A 17448-nucleotide genomic window follows, 5' to 3' on the forward strand; every position below is an offset into this window, starting at 1 on the left:
CGCACCTCATGGAGGCGACTTCGAATCGAGCCCTCGGCGGGCCCTGTAGCGAGTGGCGAGCATTTTACCGAAATCGGCCTTCCTGTCAACCGGCGAATTCCGAAGCGATTCGAAAAACCCTAAGAAAAACAGGTGCTTCCACCACCCTTCACCGCTTGCGACGTTGCCCGTCGCCGGCAGCGGATGCGTACTTTACGGATACAACGCCGAGGACGCAAGCCCTGCAGACAAAAAATATAGCCCAGTCGCAAGCATCCCGCCATGGGCACGTCGTGCCTGGCAGGATGCATCACGGCCAAATGGGCGCCCGGCACCGCCATGCCGGCCAGGTGTGGCGGGCCTTCAGATCACGAACAGGTCGACGAACCTGTTGACCGGCGTATCTTCGAGCCTCGGCTGATCCTTGCACAATGCCATGATCGCCTCGCACCGCCCTCCCGGAAAACGGGTCGCCAGGTTGCGCTTGAACTTTTCTTCCAGCACCGGGATACCCTCGGCACGACGGCGACGATGGCCGATCGGGTATTCGACCTCGACCTTTTCGGTGGCACTGCCATCCTTGAAGAACACCTGGATGGCATTGGCAATGGAGCGACGCTCGGGATCGTAATAGTCGCGAGAGTAGCGCTCGTCCTCGACGACTTCCATCTTCTCGCGCAACTCATCGATGATCGGATGGGCAGCATGGAAGTCATCTTCATAGTGCTCGGCCACCAGGTTGCCGAATATGAGCGGTACTGCCGTCATGTACTGCAGGCAGTGATCGCGGTCGGCGGGGTTGGCAAGCTTGCCGGACTTGGAAATGATGCGAATCGCCGAGTCATGGGTCGTCAGCACGATCCGGTCAATGTCGTCCAGGCGGTCCTTGACCTGCGGATGCAGGGTCACGGCTGCCTCGCAGGCGGTCTGGGAATGGAACTCGGCAGGGAAGGAAATCTTGAACAGCACATTTTCCATGGTGTAGGTGCCGAACTCGCGCTGGAAGGTGAACTTGCGCTCTTCCAGAGGCTTGAGAGATAGATCTTTGTTGGAATGGCTGAAAGCCACGTCGTAGAACCCCCATTGCGGCGCACTCAGCACGCCGGGGATGCCCATCTCGCCGCGCAGGGCGATATCGGCAAGCCGCACGCCCCGGGACGTCGCGTCCCCTGCTGCCCAACTCTTGCGGGACCCGGCATTGGGGGCATGACGATAGGTTCGCAGGCTCTGGCCGTCGGCCCAGGCATGCGACAGGGCAGACAACAGCTGCTCACGATCGGCCCCCATCATCTTGGCCGTCACGGCGGTGGTGGCCACCTTGACCAGCACCACGTGATCGAGCCCGACGCGGTTGAAAGAGTTGTCCAGCGCCAGGATGCCCTGAATCTCGTGCGCCATAATCATGGCCTCGAGCACATCACGCATGGTCAGCGGCGCTTCTCCCTCGGCGACACGCTTCTGTGACAGATGATCAGCCACCGCCAGAATGCCGCCCAGGTTGTCGGAGGGATGCCCCCACTCGGCAGCCAGCCAGGTATCGTTGTAGTCCAGCCAGCGGATGATGGCCCCGATGTCCCAGGCGGCCTTGACCGGATCCAGCCGGAAGGAGGTGCCCGGCACACGAGCGCCGTGCGGTACAACCGTGCCTTCGACCAGTGGCCCGAGGTGCTTGGTGCATTCGGGAAAGCGAAGCGCCAGCAACCCACACCCCAGCGTATCCATCAGGCAATTGCGCGCGGTATCCAGCGCTTCGTCACTGTCGATGCGGTAGTCGAGCACGTAATCGGCGATCTTGCGCAGCTCAGCGTCATAGTCCGGACGGACATTGCTTTCGACGGTCTGGCTCATTGGGACGGTTTCCTCATTGTGAAAGGGATCGGGGCAGGCCTCGCCACCGTCGAGACGCACGGTGGCGATAACCGGGTAGCCGCCAAAAAGGCGAAACGATCAGTCGCGCTGCTCGATCGGCACCCACTCGCTCTTCTCGGGGCCGGTATAGTCGGCGCTTGGACGAATGATGCGATTGTTCTCGCGCTGCTCGAAGACATGGGCACACCAACCGGTGACCCGCGAGCAGACGAAGATCGGCGTGAACAGCTTGGTCGGGATGCCCATGAAGTGGTAGGCGCTGGCATGGAAGAAGTCGGCATTGCAGAACAACTTCTTCTCGCGCCACATGACGTCTTCGACGCGCTCGGATACCGGATAGAGAACGCTGTCGCCCACATCCTCGGCGAGCCGGCTCGACCAATGCTTGATGATGGCGTTGCGCGGATCGGATTCGCGATAGATGGCATGCCCGAAGCCCATGACCTTCTCCTTGCGCTCCAGCATGCCAAGCAGTTCACGCTCGGCCTCATCGGGCGACTGCCAATTCTCGATCATCGCCATGGCCGCCTCGTTGGCGCCACCGTGAAGCGGACCACGCAATGAGCCGATGGCACCGGTCACGCAGGAATGCATGTCGGAAAGCGTCGAGGCGCAGACCCGAGCGGTAAAGGTGGAAGCGTTGAACTCATGCTCGGCATAGAGAATCAGCGAGACGTTCATGACCCGGGCGTGCAGTTCCGAGGCCGGCTCATCACGCAGCAGGTGCAGGAAGTGGCCCCCCACGGACTCGTCATCGGTCTCGGTGTCGATGCGCACGCCATCGTGAGAATAGCGATACCAGTAGCAGATGATCGAGGGCAGCACGGCGAGCAGGCGATCGGCGGTGTCCTGCTCCTGCTCGAAACTCTCCTCGGTCTCCAGGTTGCCGAGCATGGACGCGCCGGTGCGCATCACGTCCATGGGATGGGCACTGGCCGGAATCTGCTCGAGCACTGTCTTGAGCGCGGCGGGCAGCCCTCTCAGGCCCTGAAGCTTGGCAACATAGGCATCGAGTTCGGCCTGATTGGGCAACTTGCCTTTCAACAGCAGGTAAGCCACTTCCTCGAAGCGCGCCTTGTCGGCCAGTTCCTTGATATCGAAACCGCGATAGGTCAAGCCGGAACCGGACTTGCCAACGGTGCATAGTGCCGTGGAGCCGGCGCTTTGGCCACGTAGACCGGCACCACCAATCGGTTTGTCTGCCATCTCGTGTCTCCTCGTGATGAACGGATTAGGCGAACGCCCTACTCGTTACCGTCGTTGCCGGTGAACAGGGCATCGAGCTTGCGTTCGAAATCGTGATAATTGAGGAAGTCGTAGAGTTCCTCCCGCGTCTGCATCTGGTCCACCACCTCACGCTGGTGACCGTTGTCGAGAATGCTCCGATACACGTTGAGCGCCGCGGCGTTCATGGCACGAAAGGCGGAAAGCGGATAAAGCACGATCCGGCAGCCCACCTCGGCCAGCTCCTGCTGCGAGAACAGCGGCGTCGCCCCGAACTCGGTAATGTTGGCCAGGATCGGCGCATCGACGCACTCGCAGAAGGCGCGATAATCGTCCAGGGTATGCACCGCTTCAGCGAAGATGGCATCGGCACCGGCCTCGATGCAGGCGTTGGCACGCTCGATGGCCGCCTCCAGCCCCTCCTTCTGGAAGGCATCGGTGCGAGCGATCAGATAGAAGTCCGGATCCATCCGGGCATCCGCCGCCGCCTTGATGCGGTCGACCATCTCCTGTCGAGAGACAATGGCCTTGTTGGGGCGATGCCCGCAGCGCTTCTGGGCTACCTGGTCCTCGAGATGCACGGCGGCCACACCGGCGCGTTGCATCTCCTTGACGGTACGCGAGATGTTGAAGGCCCCTCCCCAACCGGTATCGATATCCACCAGCAGAGGCAGATCGGTGGCACCACAGATGCGATGCGCATCCTCGACCACATCATTCATGGTGGTCATGCCGAGATCGGGCAGGCCGAAGGAGGCATTGGCCACGCCGCCTCCGGACAGATAGACCGCCTGGTGACCGACCCGCTCGGCCATCATCGCCGTATAGGCATTGATGGTCCCGACGACGGGCAACGGCCGATTGGCGTCCAGGGCAGCACGGAAACGCGCACCGGGTGTGGGGTGTGTCATGTCAATCTCCATTATGAGTCGGACGTGTCCTCTCGGACATTTCTTCGTCCTGATTCAAGGCAGCGGCGTAACGGTCGACGACGTTTTCCCGGGAGGCGCTGACGTGACGACGCATCAGCAATTCGGCAAGCTCGGCGTCTCCGGCCTCGATGGCATCGACGATGCGATGGTGTTCGACGAAGGCTCGCTGGGGCCGGGTGCCACTGGCGCTGAACTGGGTGCGATACATGCGGACCAGGTAATAGAGGTCATCGCACAACAGCCCCATCAGCATGCGGTTGTGGCTGCCCTGAACGATGCGGTAATGGAAGTCCAGGTCGCCTTCGCGCTGGTAATAGGCCTCCCCGCGACGCAGGTCCGATTGTCGCTCGTGCACGGCCAGCACCTCGCGAAGGCCGGCGATTTCCTCGGCATTCATGTGTTCGGCCGCCAGGCGTGCCGCCATGCTCTCCAGGGCCTCACGAACATCGAAGAGCTCCAGCAGCTCCTTGATCGACAGCTTCACCACCCGGGCGCCGACATGCGGCACCCGTTCGATCAACCGGTGCGCCTCCAGACGCCGCATGGCCTCTCTCAAGGGGCCGCGGGAAATCCCGTAGGCCTGCGACAGGCCGGGTTCGGTGATCTTGCTGCCCGGCGCCAGCTCGCCCCGCACGATGGCATCCTGCAACTGTTGAAAGACCCGTTCCGCCAGGGTGCGGACTTCAGGCGTGGCGACCGTTCCGGGTAGGGCGTTGTTCATGGCAATTGTCGACAATAAGGTGAATGAAAGCACTCTAGCCAGCCCCCATTATCGGGTCAACACGCCGCCAAATGGAATCCCCTCCCCCTTTGGTTGTAGACAACCAAGCCGACCCTCGCAGAAATGTCGACAATGAATGCGTCGCGTTGATCCAGGCTGCCGGTTCGGCTGGGACAAATGCCGTCAAGGCGCCTAGAATATTGCGCCTGTTGAGGTAAGGCGCGCCCATGACATCACCACTCGAAATCACCCCACTGCCGTACCGGACCTCGCCTCTGGAGACCTTTGCGGTCCTGCGTCATCGCCCAGGTGCCGTGCTGCTCGACAGCGGCCGTCCCGAAGCCCCTGGAGGGCGCTACGACATCCTGTCGAGTGACCCACTGGAAACGTTCGAGCTGTCGGGCAACAGTCCGGCCACCGCCCATGAACGGAGCGCCCCCTTCCAGGCCCAGAAGGCTCTGCTGGAACGGCTGCCTCACGTGGTTCCCGACAGCGACCTGCCCTTTCTCGGTGGCTTGATCGGCTACTGGAGTTACGACCTGGGACAGCAACTCGAACCGATCCCCGGCAACGCCACGACGGTGGCCAAGCTACCGGCCAGCCGCGTCGGCCTCTATGACTGGGCCATCATCCAGGATCATCAACGCCATGAGGCCTGGCTGGTGGCCAGCGCTCCGCGGCGCGCCCAGGTGCTGGCATGGTTGAACGCCTCCCCGCCCGCGAGCGAGACCTTCCGCCTGACCGGCCCCTTCCAGCCCGAACAAAGCCGCGATGACTATCTGGCGCGTTTCGATGCCGTGCAGCATTACATTCGCGCGGGCGACTGCTACCAGATCAATCTCGCCCAGCGTTTCAGCGCCCCCTACAGCGGCGATCTGTGGCACGCCTATTGCCGTCTGAGGCGCGCCACGCCCACGCCTTTTGCCGGCTTCATCGCCTGGGGCGATCAAGGCATCCTCTCGCTCTCGCCGGAGCGTTTCCTGCATTGCGCCGATGGCCATGTGGAAACCCGGCCGATCAAGGGCACCCGTCCGCGCGGGCATACCGACGCCGAAGACCAGGCGCTCGCCGAGGCACTCACTTCCAGCGTCAAGGATCGTGCCGAGAACGTGATGATCGTCGACCTGCTGCGCAACGACCTGGGACGGGTCTGCCGCCCCGGCAGCGTCCGGGTACCGCAGCTCTGCGCCCTGGAGAGCTATGCCAACGTTCATCATCTGGTCAGCGTAGTCACCGGCGAACTGGACGCGGCACACTCGCCGCTCGATCTTCTCGCCGCAGCCTTTCCGGGCGGCTCCATCACCGGCGCCCCCAAGGTGCGCGCCATGCAGATCATCGACGAGCTGGAGCCTTCCGAGCGCAGCGCCTACTGCGGCAGCCTGGGCTATGTCGACGTGCGGGGCCGCATGGATACCTCCATCGCCATTCGTACCGCCGTGGCCGACGCTGGGCGACTGCACCTCTGGGGCGGCGGTGGCCTGGTGGCGGACTCACGCGGCGATGAGGAGTACACCGAGACGCTCGACAAGATCCGTCACTTGATGCAATCCCTGGCAACATCGGAAGAACAACACCACCAGGAATAAGAAAACACCACCCTTAAACCCCAAAGGAATAAACATCCAATGAATCGGTATTGGGGAAGCCGGTTGCAGCTCTGCTAGTGTGGCATCCAGATTGAATGTCACCATCCGGGAGCTTCCCTATGGAGCCGCAACTCGACGTCATCAACCGTGATCTCGGCAACGACCCCGAGGCCTTGATTCGCTGGTCCCTTCAACAGGGCAGCCAGCCTATCTGCACCACCAACTTTCGCCCCTTCGAGGCGGTCATCCTGCACATGGTCGCGCGTCAACGGCCGGATATTCCCGTCGTGTGGATGGACCACGGTTACAACACCGAAGCGACCTATCGCTTCGCCGATGCGCTCGTCAAGCGCCTCGGACTCAACCTGATCACCTATCTTCCGAAGCGCTCGCGGGCCCATCGCGAGGCGGTCGAGGGGCCGACGCCAGGCATCGACGATCCGCGTCATGCCGCCTTCACCGAAGAGGTCAAGCTCGAGCCCTTCAATCGCGCCCTGCGCGAGATGGCGCCGGATGTCTGGTTCACTGCGCTGCGCGCCGAGGACACACCGGAACGCGCTCGCATGGCGCCGGTGACGCGCAATGCCGATGGCCTGCTCAAGATCGCCCCCTTGCTGCACTGGACGGCACGCGACATGTACCAGTACCTGCAGGCCCACGATCTGCCCAACGAGTTCGACTACTTCGACCCCACCAAGGTCGAGGAAAAGCGCGAGTGCGGGCTGCACCTGCAGCACTGAGTCGACCTGCCCCGAACGCCAGCGCCCGTCCATATGGACGGGCGCTGGCGTTTTGACATGGCGACATCACGAATGGATGGGGAAATGTCACCTCACCGGCAACTCGATATCCCGGAACAACGCCTCCTCATGGCGAGGCCCGGCCTCCAGGGCAGCTTCCACCAGCTCGCGCTCCAGATGCCCGGCGAAGCCCTTGAGGAAGTCATACATGTAACCACGCATGAAAGTACCTCGCCGGATACCGATCTTGGTGGTGGAGCTGGCGAACAAGTGGCTGGCATCCAGCGCCACCAGATCATCGTCCTGGTCCGGGTCGAAGGCCATGTGAGCCACGATGCCCACCCCCATGCCCAGGCGCACATAGGTCTTGATCACGTCCGAATCGGCGGCGGTCAGCACCACATTGGGCGAGAGTCCCTTGGCCCGGAAGGCATCGTCGAGTTGCGAACGCCCGGTGAAACCGAACACATAGGTCACCAGCGGATGCTCGGCCAGGGCCTCCAGGGTCAGTGGCTCGACTTCCGCCAGCGGATGGCCCCGGGGCACCAGTACGCAACGGTTCCAGCGATAGCAGGGCAACAGCACCAGATCGTTGAACAGATCCAGCGACTCGGTGCAGATCGCGAAATCAGCCTGGCCGTCACTGACCATCTGGGCAATCTGGCGGGGCGTGCCCTGCTGCATGTGCAAGGCCACGTCCGGGTAACGGCTGGTGAACTCTCGAATCACCGGCGGTAGGGCATACCGGGCCTGGGTATGAGTGGTCGCGATGGCCATGCTGCCACGCCGCTCATCGCTGTGCTCCTGGGAGACATGCTTGATGTTGTCCGTCAGTCGCAACACCTGGCCGGCCAGCTCGATGATCGCCTCCCCGGCCGGCGTCACCCGAGTCAGGTGCTTGCCGCTGCGCGCGAAGATCTCGACACCGAGCTCATCCTCAAGCAGACGTATCTGTTTGGAAATGCCGGGTTGCGAGGTATAAAGGCTTTGGGCGGTCGCCGAGACATTGAGATTGTGGCGCGAGACTTCCCAGATGTACCTCAACTGCTGGAGCTTCATGACCCTCCCCCTTGCATGCCGCGACAGCAACGACAGTCCATTGCGACATAAAAAAATAGTTTATGATTACTTTATAGCATATCATTGTTGCCGTCACCTGAACGACCCGGCATGCCTCCCAAGTCGCACGCGGATTTGCCAGCATCCCGGTCGACCGCTACCATCGACCGACCAGCATGCTTGCATGCCCGATCTTCCGCGCGATACGCGCAACGTAGTAACTGGAGAATCCCATGGCCAATAACGTCGATGTCACCAACGCCAACTTCGAGCAGGAAGTCCTCAACGCCGAGACCCCGGTCCTGCTGAAGTTCTGGGCTCCCTGGTGTGGTCCCTGCAAGGTCATGGCACCGGTGGTCGACGAGGTCGCCGAGGAGCGCGAAGGCAACCTCAAGATCGTCAGCATCAATGTGGACGACGCGCCGGAAATCGCCGCCGAGCAGGGCGTACGAGGTGTCCCCACCGTGATGCTGTTCAAGTCCGGCGCCAAGGTCGCCTCTCTGGTCGGAGCTCAGTCCAAGTCACAGTTGATCCAGTTCATCGACCAGAACGCCTGATCGACTCCGGGTCAGCTCAGCGACACGACGCGCCCCGGGCCTGCCCTGGGGCGCGTTCGTTGCATGTGACGCTCAAGCGCTCGTCTCTTCCCCTGTTTCGCCCTTGTCATCATTATCATCACGTCTGGAGGGCGGCTGGTCGGCCTTCTCGATAGGTGACGTGCCCGGCCCCAGCAAGTGGGCGATCCAGCGCGTCTGCGGATGACTGTCCAGGGCGATCTTGAGGGTCATCGTCAACACGACCGACAAGAGCATGCCCACCACGCCGAACACCCAACCCCAGACGACCAGTGACAGAAAGGCCACGAAGGTGGACAAGCCCAGCGCTCGCCCCATCACCCTGGGCTCGATGATATTGCCGAGCACGAAGTTGACGCCCAGGTAGGCACCACTGAGGATCAGCGCCTTGACGAGACCACCGTCAGGGGACACCAGCAACAACAGGACCGGCGGCACGGCAGCGATCGCCGAGCCGATGTTGGGAATGTAGTTGAGCGCGAACGCCAGCACCGCCCAGAGCAACGGGAATTCCACGCCCACCAGTTGGCAGGCCACCCAGATCAAGGCGCCGGTCGCCAGGCTCACCAGTGTCTTGACCGCCAGGTAACGTTTCAGGGTCATGCTGAATTCCTGAAAGCGACGCAGGCTCGGGGCGGGATTGGCGAGTGCGCGCGACAACTTGTCGCGGAAGTTCAGCGTCTCGAAGAGCAGGAACATGACCAGCAAGGCCACCACCACGCTCTGCATCATCAGGTTGCCCACCTGGCCGAGCAGCGCCGGAATCCAGTCGCCGAACCTGTCGGCATCGAACAGGCCGGACAGCCAGCCAGTGTCGATGGCCAGCCCCAGGTTGGCCAGCCCATCGAGAATGCCGAGATAGTACTGGTAGAGCTTTTCCTCGATGCCCGGCAGTTCCTCGACGAAGGTCCCGAAGCTGTTGACCAGCAGAATGCCCAGCAGCGAGATGAAGCCCCCGATCACCACCAGGGTTAACCAGACCGACAACCGCCGGCTCAGGCCCAGGCGATGCAGCCACTGCACCGGGGCCGTGCAGACCACCGCGATGAACAGCGACAGCAGCAGGGGAACCAGCAACCCCGCCCCGACCCGCATGCCGGCGATGATGATGACCAGGGCGGCCAGCGCCAGCGTCAGATTGAGAGGAATGCTACGCTCGAAATCGTCATCGGGTCGCGCCATGCCCGCCATACTCCACAGGTGATAGGAGTGCTCATGATGCCGCCTGCCTTGTCAGGGTACAAATGCGCCGACGCCAGGTTGCGGTCGTGGATCGTGCAGCAAATACGCAACTCGACATCGGCACTCAGACATCAGGGAACCCGACCCAGCTCCGTGAGTTCCAACCACAGACCTTAACCGCGAAAAGGAAAGCGCCATGTCTCTCGTTCGTCGACACTCGCTACTACCGGGCGCCCTGCTCTCCGCCCTGCTGCTCGCCACTCCCCTAGTGGCCGCCGCGCAACAGGACACTCCCCGCAACCGGCTGGATGTGCAGGCTCGGGCCGAACTTCAGGTCGTACCGGATGAAGCCACCCTGAGCGCACGCCTCTGGGAACGCACCCCGGCCATCGCTCAGCGCGAGGAAGCCAAGGCCGATCCCGAGGCGCTGGCCGAGGCACGCAAGCGCCTCGAAGAGCGTGCCGCCACCCTGATCCAGACCCTGGAGGATGCCGGGCTGGAACGTGACGCCATCAGCGCGGGATCGCTGCGCGTGCAACCCGAGATCCTGCAAGGCCAGCGTAAAGAAGAGTCAGAGCCTACACCGCTGGTGCGGACGCGCCTGGAGCGCCCCTTCCAGATCGAGATCAGAGATCTCGACGATCTGCCGATGATGCTCGATGCCCTCACCGAGGCCGGCGTCAATGCCCTCGACGGCGTGACCTACGACCTCTCCGACCGCGAACAGGCCACCGACGAGGCACTAACCAAGGCACTGGAAAAGGCACGCCACAAGGCAGAGCTGATGGCCCGGACCCTGAACGTGACCCTGGGTCCGGTGATCAACGTGAGCGAGAATCAAGCCCCGGTGTTCCAGCCCCGCATGATGGCCATGAGCGCCGATGCCGTCCAGGAAAGCGCCGGCGGCGCCAACGCGGAATACCGCCCCGGCACCATCACGCTCGATGCCATGGTCAATGTCAGCTGGGAAATCGAATCCGAGCAGTAAACGACCGTCGACGGGCAAGTCCTCCAGGGGCTTGCCCGCCCCGCCGAGGCGTCACTCCTCCTCGTCGCTGTCCTCGTCATCCAGGCGCAGGAACGTACGGCGATAGTGCGCCAGCTCGGCAATGGATTCCTTGATGTCGTCCATCGCCAGATGCACGTTGCGCTTGCCAAAGCCGACCAGTGCCCCCGGGTTCCAGCGCTTGGCCAGTTCCTTGAGCGTGGAGACATCGAGATTTCGATAGTGGAAGAAGGCCAGCAGCTCGGGCATCTCCCGCTCCAGGAAACGCCGATCCTGATGCACGCTGTTGCCGCACATGGGCGATGTGCCAGGCGTCACATGCTCGTGCAGAAACGCCAGGGTACGCCGCTCGGCCTCGGCGGTATCGATGTCGCTGGTGCGCACCCGCTCGGTCAGCCCCGAGCCGCCATGGGTCTTGCGGTTCCAGTCGTCCATGGCCTCGAGCAACGCATCGGGCTGATGGACGGCAAGTACCGGGCCCTCTGCCACTACGTTCAAATCGGCATCGGTCACCAGCGTGGCGACCTCGATGATGCGCTCGCGCTCGGGATCGAGCCCTGTCATCTCCAGATCGATCCATACCAGGCGCTGGGCACGGGGATCTTGCGTATCGTTCATTGCAGCCATGAGGGTTCCTCGCTGGACGGCCGGCTGGCGACAGCCAGGCCCGTTGGTGAGTACAATGCCGTCATTGTACCGACCTTCGGGCCACCATGAGCAAACGCAAGCTGAGCCGCCAGCAGCGCTGGCGCATCGAGAAGACCCAGGCCGAACGCGCCCGACGCGCCAAGCAGCGCGACGATCACGATACCGAACGGCTGGCCGCCGGCGAATACGGCCCCGAACAGCCCGGCCGGGTGATCGCCCACTTCGGCCACAGCCTGGAAGTGGCGCCGGCAGACGGCGGCGCCACGACACGCTGCCACCTGAGAGCCAACCTCGAAGGGCTGGTCACCGGCGACCGGGTGATCTGGCGAGCCGGAGAGGACGGCAGCGGCGTGGTCGTCGCCCGGGAGCCGCGCGATACCGTGCTGGAGCGCCCCGATGCCCGGGGCCGCCTCAAGCCGGTGGCAGCCGGCATCGACCAGATCCTAATCGTCTTCGCCGTGGAGCCGGAGCCCCATGCCAACCTCATCGACCGCTACCTGGTCGCTGCCGAAGCCACCGGCATTCCTCCGGTTCTGGTGCTCAACAAGATTGACCTGCTGCCCGATGAGGGCGGCGAGTTGCGCTCCCTGCTGGATCGCTATGCGACACTCGGCTACCCAGTAGTGACCACCACCACGGCCACCCGCACAGGTCTCGAGGCTCTGCAGCGCCAGTTGAAAGGCCGCACCTCGGTATTCGTCGGCCAGAGCGGCGTTGGCAAGTCCTCGCTCATCGACCGCCTGCTGCCCGATGAGGAGCTGCGCATCGGCGCCCTGTCCGAGGACAGCCGCAAGGGAACCCACACCACGACCACGGCGCGGCTCTACCGCTTCCCGGGCAGCGCACCCCCGGACAGTGCACTCGGCGAGGACGACAGCGGCGGGGAGCTGATCGATTCCCCGGGAATCCGCGAATTCGGCCTGGCCCACCTCGATGCGGACCAGATCGCCGATGGCTTCATCGAGTTCCGCGACTATCTGGGTCGCTGCCGCTTCCGCGACTGTCGGCACCGCGCCGAACCGGGCTGTGCCCTGCTTGCCGCCGTGGAGCGCGGCGAGATCCATGCCGACCGCTTTGCCAGCTATCGACGTATCGTCGATAGTCTCGAAGAGACCTGAGTCAGGAGAACGCCATGAGTTCCGAAGACAACCTCTTGCCCTTGATCATCGAGCCTGAACAGCTCGCCGAGCATCTCGATGCACCAGAACTGTTGATCATCGACGTCCCCCTCAAGGCCGAGAGCCATGAGCAGGGACACGTTCCCGGCGCCGTTTACCTGGATCATCGCCGCCTGCTGCGCGGAGAAGGCGAGGTGCCCAACGAGGTGCCTTCGGAGGAAGCCCTCTCGCGCCTGTTCTCGTCTCTGGGCCTGACCCGGGATACCCATGTGGTCGCCTACGATGACGAAGGCGGCGGCTGGGCCGGTCGACTGCTGTGGACCCTGGAGCTGCTCGGCCACACCCGCTACTCCTATCTCAACGGTGGCATACATGCCTGGCGGGCCGCGGGCCAGGCAGTCTCGACCGAATCACACACACCGACCCCGAGCGACTACGAAGCCGAGATCCGCCACTCCGATGTCGCCATCGATCGCCACGAGATCGCCGAACGACTGGGCGAGCCGGGTTTTGCCATCTGGGACGCTCGCAGCCGGGACGAATACCTCGGCCACAAGGGCAACAACCAGCGGCTCGGCCATATCCCGGGCGCGGTCAACCTGGACTGGACCGACGCCATGGACAAGGAACGCCAGTTGCGCATTCGCGACTATGCGGAATTGATCACCGAACTGGAGGCTCTTGGCCTGACGCCCGACATGGAAATCGCCACTCACTGCCAGAGCCATCACCGAAGCGGCTTCACCTGGCTGGTTGGCAAGGCACTGGGGTTCAGGATGCGCGGCTACGCCGGCTCCTGGCAGGAATGGGGCAACCGTGACGATACGCCGATCGAAAAATAAGCGGCAAGACGCGGCTACGCCGCTTGAAGACGGAAGACCGGCGCTTCGCGCTTTGAAGAGGGAAGAAAACCAAGTCGCTGTCTTCCTTCTTCATTCTTCCCGCTGATCACTCATGCAATTGACCGGAACGTTTCCACGTGACCCTAGCCAAACTCTTTTCCCTGATTCAATACCCGTTGCCCCACCACGCCCTGTCACGCCTGATGGGACGACTCGCCGATTGCCGGGTGACCTGGATCAAGGACCTGGCCATCCGCACCTTCATCCGCCGCTTCGGTGTCGACATGACAGAGGCACGGCAACCGGATCCGGGAGCCTATGCCAGCTTCAACGACTTCTTCACCCGCCCCCTGAAGGAGGACGCCCGCCCGATCGGCGAAGGCCTGGTATCGCCTGCCGATGGTACCCTGTCCCGCTTCGGCGCCATCGAGTCAGGGCGGCTGATCCAGGCCAAGGGCCGCGAATTCACCGTCACCGAGCTGCTCGGCGGAGACAGCACCGCCGCTTCCCGCTTCCATGGCGGCAGCTTCGCCACGGTCTACCTCTCCCCCCGCGACTATCATCGCGTGCACATGCCGGTGACCGGCACCCTGCGCGAGATGACCTATGTGCCGGGGCGGCTGTTCTCGGTGAACACCGCCACCACCGGGCATGTGCCCCGACTGTTCGCCCGCAACGAGCGCCTGGTCTGCCACTTCGACACCGAGCACGGGCCCATGGTCCTGGTACTGGTCGGTGCCATGATCGTCGCCGGTATCGAAACCGTCTGGGCCGGCCAGATCACCCCGCTTCCCCGCCGCGGCATCCAGCGCATACGCTTCGACACCCCGGTGCATCTGGCAAAAGGGGCCGAGATGGGCCGCTTCAAGCTCGGCTCCACCGTGGTGATGGCCTTTGCCGAGTCGGTCGATTTCGTTTCCGGAAAACGGGAACGCAAGGTGCAGATGGGACAACGCCTGGGCAGCCTCAGCCTTTCCGAGCCCGCCCAGACGTTGTCTGAAAAGACGGGCCCGGAGAGGACAAGGTGAGGCCCGAGGAAATGCGGAACCAATAGCCGAACATGGTGATGAAGTGCACGGCGCGCCTTGCGCTCCACGACACCCGATAAGCTCTTCAGCGTTTCCTACGCTCGCGGCGTGGCAAACGCCATCACGTCGGCCACGGACGCCTTGCCCAGCGCCAACTGGATCAACCGATCGAGCCCCAGCGCGACACCGCTGCCCGCCGGCATGCCTGCCTCGAGCGCGGCCAGCAGGCGTTCGTCCACGTCCACCTCGGGCAGGCCGGCGGCACGACGGGAGGCATTGTCCTCGGTGAAGCGGGCTCGCTGCTCCCCGGCATCGGTGAGCTCGTCATAGCCGTTGGCGAGTTCCAGCCCGCCAAGATAGATCTCGAAGCGTGAAGCAACCCACTCGCCATCCTCGGGATCCTGGTGGCACCGGGCCAACGCCGCCTGGCTGGCCGGATAATCGATCACCACATCGAGACCATCACGCCCCAGCATCGGCTCGATGACCAGGCTCATCAGCAGATCGAGGCAGTCATCGCGGGACGCCTGCGCCATGTCGAGCTCGCCCCGCTCGGCGGCCAGCCGACGCAGTGCATCGAGAGGCTCGCGGAAAGGATCGAGCGCCAGGTGCTCGCGGAACAGCTCGCGATAGCGTCGGCGACGCATGGCGCCAGGAGCTTCGGGCAGCACTCGCCGAATCAGCGCCTCGGTCTCCGACATCAACGCGTCGAGGGTGAACCCGGGGCGATACCACTCCAGCATGGTGAACTCGAGGTTGTGGCGTCTCCCCACTTCGCCGTCCCGAAAGCTTCTGGCCAGCTGGAAGATCGGACCGCTGCCGGCCGCCAGCAGCCGCTTCATGTGGAACTCCGGCGAGGTCTGCAGCCACAGGCGCTCACGCCCCGCCGACGTCGAGGCCCGGCAGGCCAGCGAGGCTAGATGCACATCGGTGCTGCCGCCGTGACCGAGCACCGGCGTTTCCACTTCCAGCACGCCACGCTCGGCGAAGAAGGCACGCACCTCGCCGAGCAACCTCGCCCGCTCACGCAGCGTCGCGACCTCGGCGGTAGGCCGCCACTCGATGGACATCAGGAACTCCTCCAGAAACGCGAAAGCCACGCCGAAGCGTGGCCATCAATGCCGTAACAAGCCGGAAGGCGACTACCACGCCGAAGGGCACCGGAAAGGCGTCTTCTTGGCGCTCACCGCTCACGGCGCTGGACGCAACCCGACTCACGCACGGCCGACATACTCGCCGGTACGTGTATCGACCTTCAGCACCTCGCCCTCGTTGATGAACAGCGGCACGCGCACCACGGCGCCCGAGGAGAGCGTGGCCGGCTTGGAACCACCCTGGGCCGTATCGCCCTTGAGACCGGGGTCGGTCTCGGTCACTTCCAGCTCGATGAAGTTCGGCGGCGTGACGTTGATGACGTTGTCGTTCCACAGAGTAACGGTGTAGACCACCTGCTCCTTGAGCCACTTCTCGGTATCGCCCAGGGCCTTCTTCTCCACCGGATACTGCTCGAAGGAACCATCGTTGAGCATGAAGTACCACATCTCGCCATCGGTATACAGGTACTCCATGTCCAGCTCGAGGACATCAGCCCCTTCCAGAGACTCGCCAGACTTGAAGGTACGCTCCCAGACACGACCGGTCATCAGATTGCGCAGCTTGACCCGGTTGAAGGCCTGGCCCTTGCCCGGTTTGACGTAATCGTTCTCGAGGATGGCACAGGGATCGCCATCCAGCATGACCTTCAAACCGCCCTTGAATTCGTTGGTAGAATAGTTCGCCATGATGTTTTACCCATATTCGAGCGCGCCACCGACCGGGGTCGAGGGCGCGCACAAGCAAGAGACATGTCTCGAGGGCCTATCCCTCGCACGTATCGACTGGTGTCGCGCATGATAACCCGAAGCCCTATCCCTTTGCAGCGCCAGGCCCCGACACCTTCCCCCGGCGCCTGGCAGGCCCAGCTCAGCGGCGCCATTCGTGATCCTCGCGAGCTGTGTCGTCGCCTGGCACTGGACGAACGCTGGTGGCCTGGCGCCGCAACCGGCCATGCGCTGTTCGAGGTACGCGTACCCGAGGCCTATCTGGCGCGCATTCGCCCGGGCGACCCACACGACCCCCTGCTACGGCAGGTGCTGCCTCTGGATGAGGAAAGCCGTTCGATACCGGGCTTCGTCACCGACCCGCTGGAAGAACGCGAACATACCCCCAAGCGTGGCCTGATCCACAAGTACGCCGGGCGCGTGTTGCTGATCGCCAGCCCTGCCTGTGCGATCAACTGTCGCTATTGCTTTCGCCGGCATTTTCCTTACGACGAGAATGCACCTTCGCGTGCCCAGTGGGCCAACACCCTGGACTACCTGCACGCCGACGATTCGATTCGCGAGGCCATTCTCTCCGGCGGAGATCCGCTGGCAGCCAGCGATCGACAACTCGGCTGGCTGGTGGAACAACTCGAGGCGATTCCTCATCTCAAGCGCCTGCGTATCCACACCCGCCTGCCGGTGGTGATTCCCGACCGCATCGACGAGGCCCTGCTCGATTGGTTGGGACGCACACGTCTGCAAAAGGTGGTGGTGCTGCACATCAACCATCCCAACGAGATCGACGAAGCGGTGATCGATGCCTGCCGCCGGCTACGCGGCGCCGGGGTCACCCTGCTCAACCAGAGCGTGCTGCTGGCCGGCGTCAACGACGACGTGCCCACCCTGGCAGCACTCTCCGAGCGGCTTTTCGAGGCCGATGTGCTGCCCTACTACCTCCATGTGCTCGATCCAGTGGAAGGAGCTGCTCATTTCGAGATCGACGACGCTGCAGCGCGTATGCTGGTCGACACCCTGCGTCGCGAGCTGCCAGGTTTTCTGATGCCGACACTGGTACGCGAGATACCCGGCGAGGCCAGCAAGACACCGCTCTGAAGAGGAAAGGGAGAAGAAAGAGGG

17 protein-coding genes are annotated in these 17448 nt (G+C 63.3%); 8 read left to right on the top strand and 9 right to left on the bottom strand.

What is annotated here, in order from left to right:
- Positions 1 to 342 precede the first annotated feature (342 nt).
- From prpD to HSDC_RS15145, 4 genes are all read right to left on the bottom strand, one after another.
- Entirely contained in the window at positions 343 to 1827 is a 1485-nt protein-coding gene (gene prpD, locus HSDC_RS15130) for a 2-methylcitrate dehydratase (RefSeq protein WP_064700788.1), read from the bottom strand.
- Between the two features lie 99 nt (positions 1828 to 1926).
- Positions 1927 to 3054 carry a bifunctional 2-methylcitrate synthase/citrate synthase gene (gene prpC / locus HSDC_RS15135; protein WP_064700789.1) on the bottom strand — a complete coding sequence of 376 codons (1128 nt, stop codon included), beginning with the start codon at positions 3052 to 3054 and terminating at the stop codon, positions 1927 to 1929.
- A gap of 38 nt (positions 3055 to 3092) precedes the next feature.
- On the bottom strand, positions 3093 to 3983 hold the full coding sequence (gene prpB, locus HSDC_RS15140) for a methylisocitrate lyase (RefSeq protein ID WP_064700790.1): 891 nt from the start codon (positions 3981 to 3983) through the stop codon (positions 3093 to 3095).
- A gap of 1 nt (position 3984) precedes the next feature.
- On the bottom strand, positions 3985 to 4725 hold the full coding sequence (locus tag HSDC_RS15145) for a GntR family transcriptional regulator (protein ID WP_064700791.1): 741 nt from the start codon (positions 4723 to 4725) through the stop codon (positions 3985 to 3987).
- 227 nt (positions 4726 to 4952) lie between these two features.
- Between HSDC_RS15145 and pabB the strand changes: the two genes are divergently transcribed.
- Together pabB and HSDC_RS15155 are read left to right on the top strand one after the other, a co-directional pair.
- The gene (pabB, locus tag HSDC_RS15150; protein ID WP_064700792.1) at positions 4953 to 6311 is read left to right on the top strand and encodes an aminodeoxychorismate synthase component I; all 1359 of its coding nucleotides are present in this window, start codon (positions 4953 to 4955) and stop codon (positions 6309 to 6311) included.
- Between the two features lie 119 nt (positions 6312 to 6430).
- A complete protein-coding gene (locus HSDC_RS15155) occupies positions 6431 to 7051 on the top strand; it encodes a phosphoadenosine phosphosulfate reductase domain-containing protein (RefSeq protein ID WP_064700793.1) in 621 nt (206 codons plus the stop codon).
- An 87-nt stretch (positions 7052 to 7138) separates the two neighbouring features.
- On the opposite strand, the gene cysB is transcribed toward HSDC_RS15155, so the two are convergent.
- Entirely contained in the window at positions 7139 to 8110 is a 972-nt protein-coding gene (gene cysB / locus HSDC_RS15160; protein ID WP_064700794.1) for an HTH-type transcriptional regulator CysB, read from the bottom strand.
- A 233-nt stretch (positions 8111 to 8343) separates the two neighbouring features.
- Here cysB and trxA point away from each other — a divergent pair, with 233 nt between their 5' ends.
- A complete protein-coding gene (gene trxA / locus HSDC_RS15165; protein ID WP_064700795.1) occupies positions 8344 to 8667 on the top strand; it encodes a thioredoxin in 324 nt (107 codons plus the stop codon).
- A gap of 72 nt (positions 8668 to 8739) precedes the next feature.
- On the opposite strand, the gene HSDC_RS15170 is transcribed toward trxA, so the two are convergent.
- The gene (locus HSDC_RS15170) at positions 8740 to 9867 is read right to left on the bottom strand and encodes an AI-2E family transporter (protein ID WP_064700796.1); all 1128 of its coding nucleotides are present in this window, start codon (positions 9865 to 9867) and stop codon (positions 8740 to 8742) included.
- 196 nt (positions 9868 to 10063) lie between these two features.
- On the opposite strand from HSDC_RS15170, the gene HSDC_RS15175 reads away from it, so the two are divergent.
- The gene (locus HSDC_RS15175) at positions 10064 to 10855 is read left to right on the top strand and encodes an SIMPL domain-containing protein (RefSeq protein WP_064700797.1); all 792 of its coding nucleotides are present in this window, start codon (positions 10064 to 10066) and stop codon (positions 10853 to 10855) included.
- A 51-nt stretch (positions 10856 to 10906) separates the two neighbouring features.
- Here the strand turns inward: HSDC_RS15175 and orn are convergent, their stop codons facing one another.
- Complete coding sequence (gene orn / locus HSDC_RS15180) at positions 10907 to 11500, bottom strand: oligoribonuclease (RefSeq protein WP_064700798.1); 594 nt, start codon at positions 11498 to 11500, stop codon at positions 10907 to 10909.
- Positions 11501 to 11586: 86 nt separating this feature from the next.
- Here orn and rsgA point away from each other — a divergent pair, with 86 nt between their 5' ends.
- The 3 genes from rsgA (at position 11587) to asd (ending at position 14509) form a co-directional block, all read left to right on the top strand.
- Positions 11587 to 12639, top strand: a complete 1053-nt coding sequence (gene rsgA, locus HSDC_RS15185) for a small ribosomal subunit biogenesis GTPase RsgA (RefSeq protein ID WP_064700799.1) — start codon at positions 11587 to 11589, stop codon at positions 12637 to 12639.
- A 14-nt stretch (positions 12640 to 12653) separates the two neighbouring features.
- The gene (locus HSDC_RS15190) at positions 12654 to 13481 is read left to right on the top strand and encodes a sulfurtransferase (protein WP_170825700.1); all 828 of its coding nucleotides are present in this window, start codon (positions 12654 to 12656) and stop codon (positions 13479 to 13481) included.
- Positions 13482 to 13618: 137 nt separating this feature from the next.
- Positions 13619 to 14509, top strand: coding sequence for an archaetidylserine decarboxylase (asd, locus tag HSDC_RS15195; protein WP_064700801.1), 891 nt, complete (start codon positions 13619 to 13621; stop codon positions 14507 to 14509).
- Between the two features lie 95 nt (positions 14510 to 14604).
- Here asd and epmA read toward each other — a convergent pair whose 3' ends face one another.
- Both epmA and efp read right to left on the bottom strand, forming a co-directional pair.
- On the bottom strand, positions 14605 to 15579 hold the full coding sequence (epmA, locus tag HSDC_RS15200) for an EF-P lysine aminoacylase EpmA (RefSeq protein WP_064700802.1): 975 nt from the start codon (positions 15577 to 15579) through the stop codon (positions 14605 to 14607).
- A 144-nt stretch (positions 15580 to 15723) separates the two neighbouring features.
- A complete protein-coding gene (gene efp / locus HSDC_RS15205) occupies positions 15724 to 16290 on the bottom strand; it encodes an elongation factor P (protein ID WP_064700803.1) in 567 nt (188 codons plus the stop codon).
- 108 nt (positions 16291 to 16398) lie between these two features.
- Between efp and epmB the strand changes: the two genes are divergently transcribed.
- On the top strand, positions 16399 to 17424 hold the full coding sequence (gene epmB / locus HSDC_RS15210) for an EF-P beta-lysylation protein EpmB (protein WP_064700804.1): 1026 nt from the start codon (positions 16399 to 16401) through the stop codon (positions 17422 to 17424).
- Positions 17425 to 17448 lie beyond the last annotated feature (24 nt).

The sequence above is a fragment of the Halomonas caseinilytica genome (assembly GCF_001662285.1).
In the GTDB taxonomy this organism is placed as follows: Bacteria; Pseudomonadota; Gammaproteobacteria; order Pseudomonadales; family Halomonadaceae; genus Halomonas; species Halomonas caseinilytica.

What these genes read in the sequence shown, in the direction of transcription:
- efp (WP_064700803.1), bottom strand. Translation starts at nt 16,290, where the DNA reads ATGGCGAACTATTCTACCAACGAATTCAAGGGCGGTTTGAAGGTCATG.
- HSDC_RS15155 (WP_064700793.1), top strand. Translation starts at nt 6,431, where the DNA reads ATGGAGCCGCAACTCGACGTCATCAACCGTGATCTCGGCAACGACCCC.
- epmB (WP_064700804.1), top strand. Translation starts at nt 16,399, where the DNA reads ATGATAACCCGAAGCCCTATCCCTTTGCAGCGCCAGGCCCCGACACCT.
- cysB (WP_064700794.1), bottom strand. Translation starts at nt 8,110, where the DNA reads ATGAAGCTCCAGCAGTTGAGGTACATCTGGGAAGTCTCGCGCCACAAT.
- prpC (WP_064700789.1), bottom strand. Translation starts at nt 3,054, where the DNA reads ATGGCAGACAAACCGATTGGTGGTGCCGGTCTACGTGGCCAAAGCGCC.
- prpB (WP_064700790.1), bottom strand. Translation starts at nt 3,983, where the DNA reads ATGACACACCCCACACCCGGTGCGCGTTTCCGTGCTGCCCTGGACGCC.
- epmA (WP_064700802.1), bottom strand. Translation starts at nt 15,579, where the DNA reads ATGTCCATCGAGTGGCGGCCTACCGCCGAGGTCGCGACGCTGCGTGAG.
- HSDC_RS15170 (WP_064700796.1), bottom strand. Translation starts at nt 9,867, where the DNA reads ATGGCGCGACCCGATGACGATTTCGAGCGTAGCATTCCTCTCAATCTG.
- HSDC_RS15190 (WP_170825700.1), top strand. Translation starts at nt 12,654, where the DNA reads ATGAGTTCCGAAGACAACCTCTTGCCCTTGATCATCGAGCCTGAACAG.
- trxA (WP_064700795.1), top strand. Translation starts at nt 8,344, where the DNA reads ATGGCCAATAACGTCGATGTCACCAACGCCAACTTCGAGCAGGAAGTC.
- orn (WP_064700798.1), bottom strand. Translation starts at nt 11,500, where the DNA reads ATGGCTGCAATGAACGATACGCAAGATCCCCGTGCCCAGCGCCTGGTA.
- pabB (WP_064700792.1), top strand. Translation starts at nt 4,953, where the DNA reads ATGACATCACCACTCGAAATCACCCCACTGCCGTACCGGACCTCGCCT.
- HSDC_RS15145 (WP_064700791.1), bottom strand. Translation starts at nt 4,725, where the DNA reads ATGAACAACGCCCTACCCGGAACGGTCGCCACGCCTGAAGTCCGCACC.
- HSDC_RS15175 (WP_064700797.1), top strand. Translation starts at nt 10,064, where the DNA reads ATGTCTCTCGTTCGTCGACACTCGCTACTACCGGGCGCCCTGCTCTCC.
- prpD (WP_064700788.1), bottom strand. Translation starts at nt 1,827, where the DNA reads ATGAGCCAGACCGTCGAAAGCAATGTCCGTCCGGACTATGACGCTGAG.
- rsgA (WP_064700799.1), top strand. Translation starts at nt 11,587, where the DNA reads ATGAGCAAACGCAAGCTGAGCCGCCAGCAGCGCTGGCGCATCGAGAAG.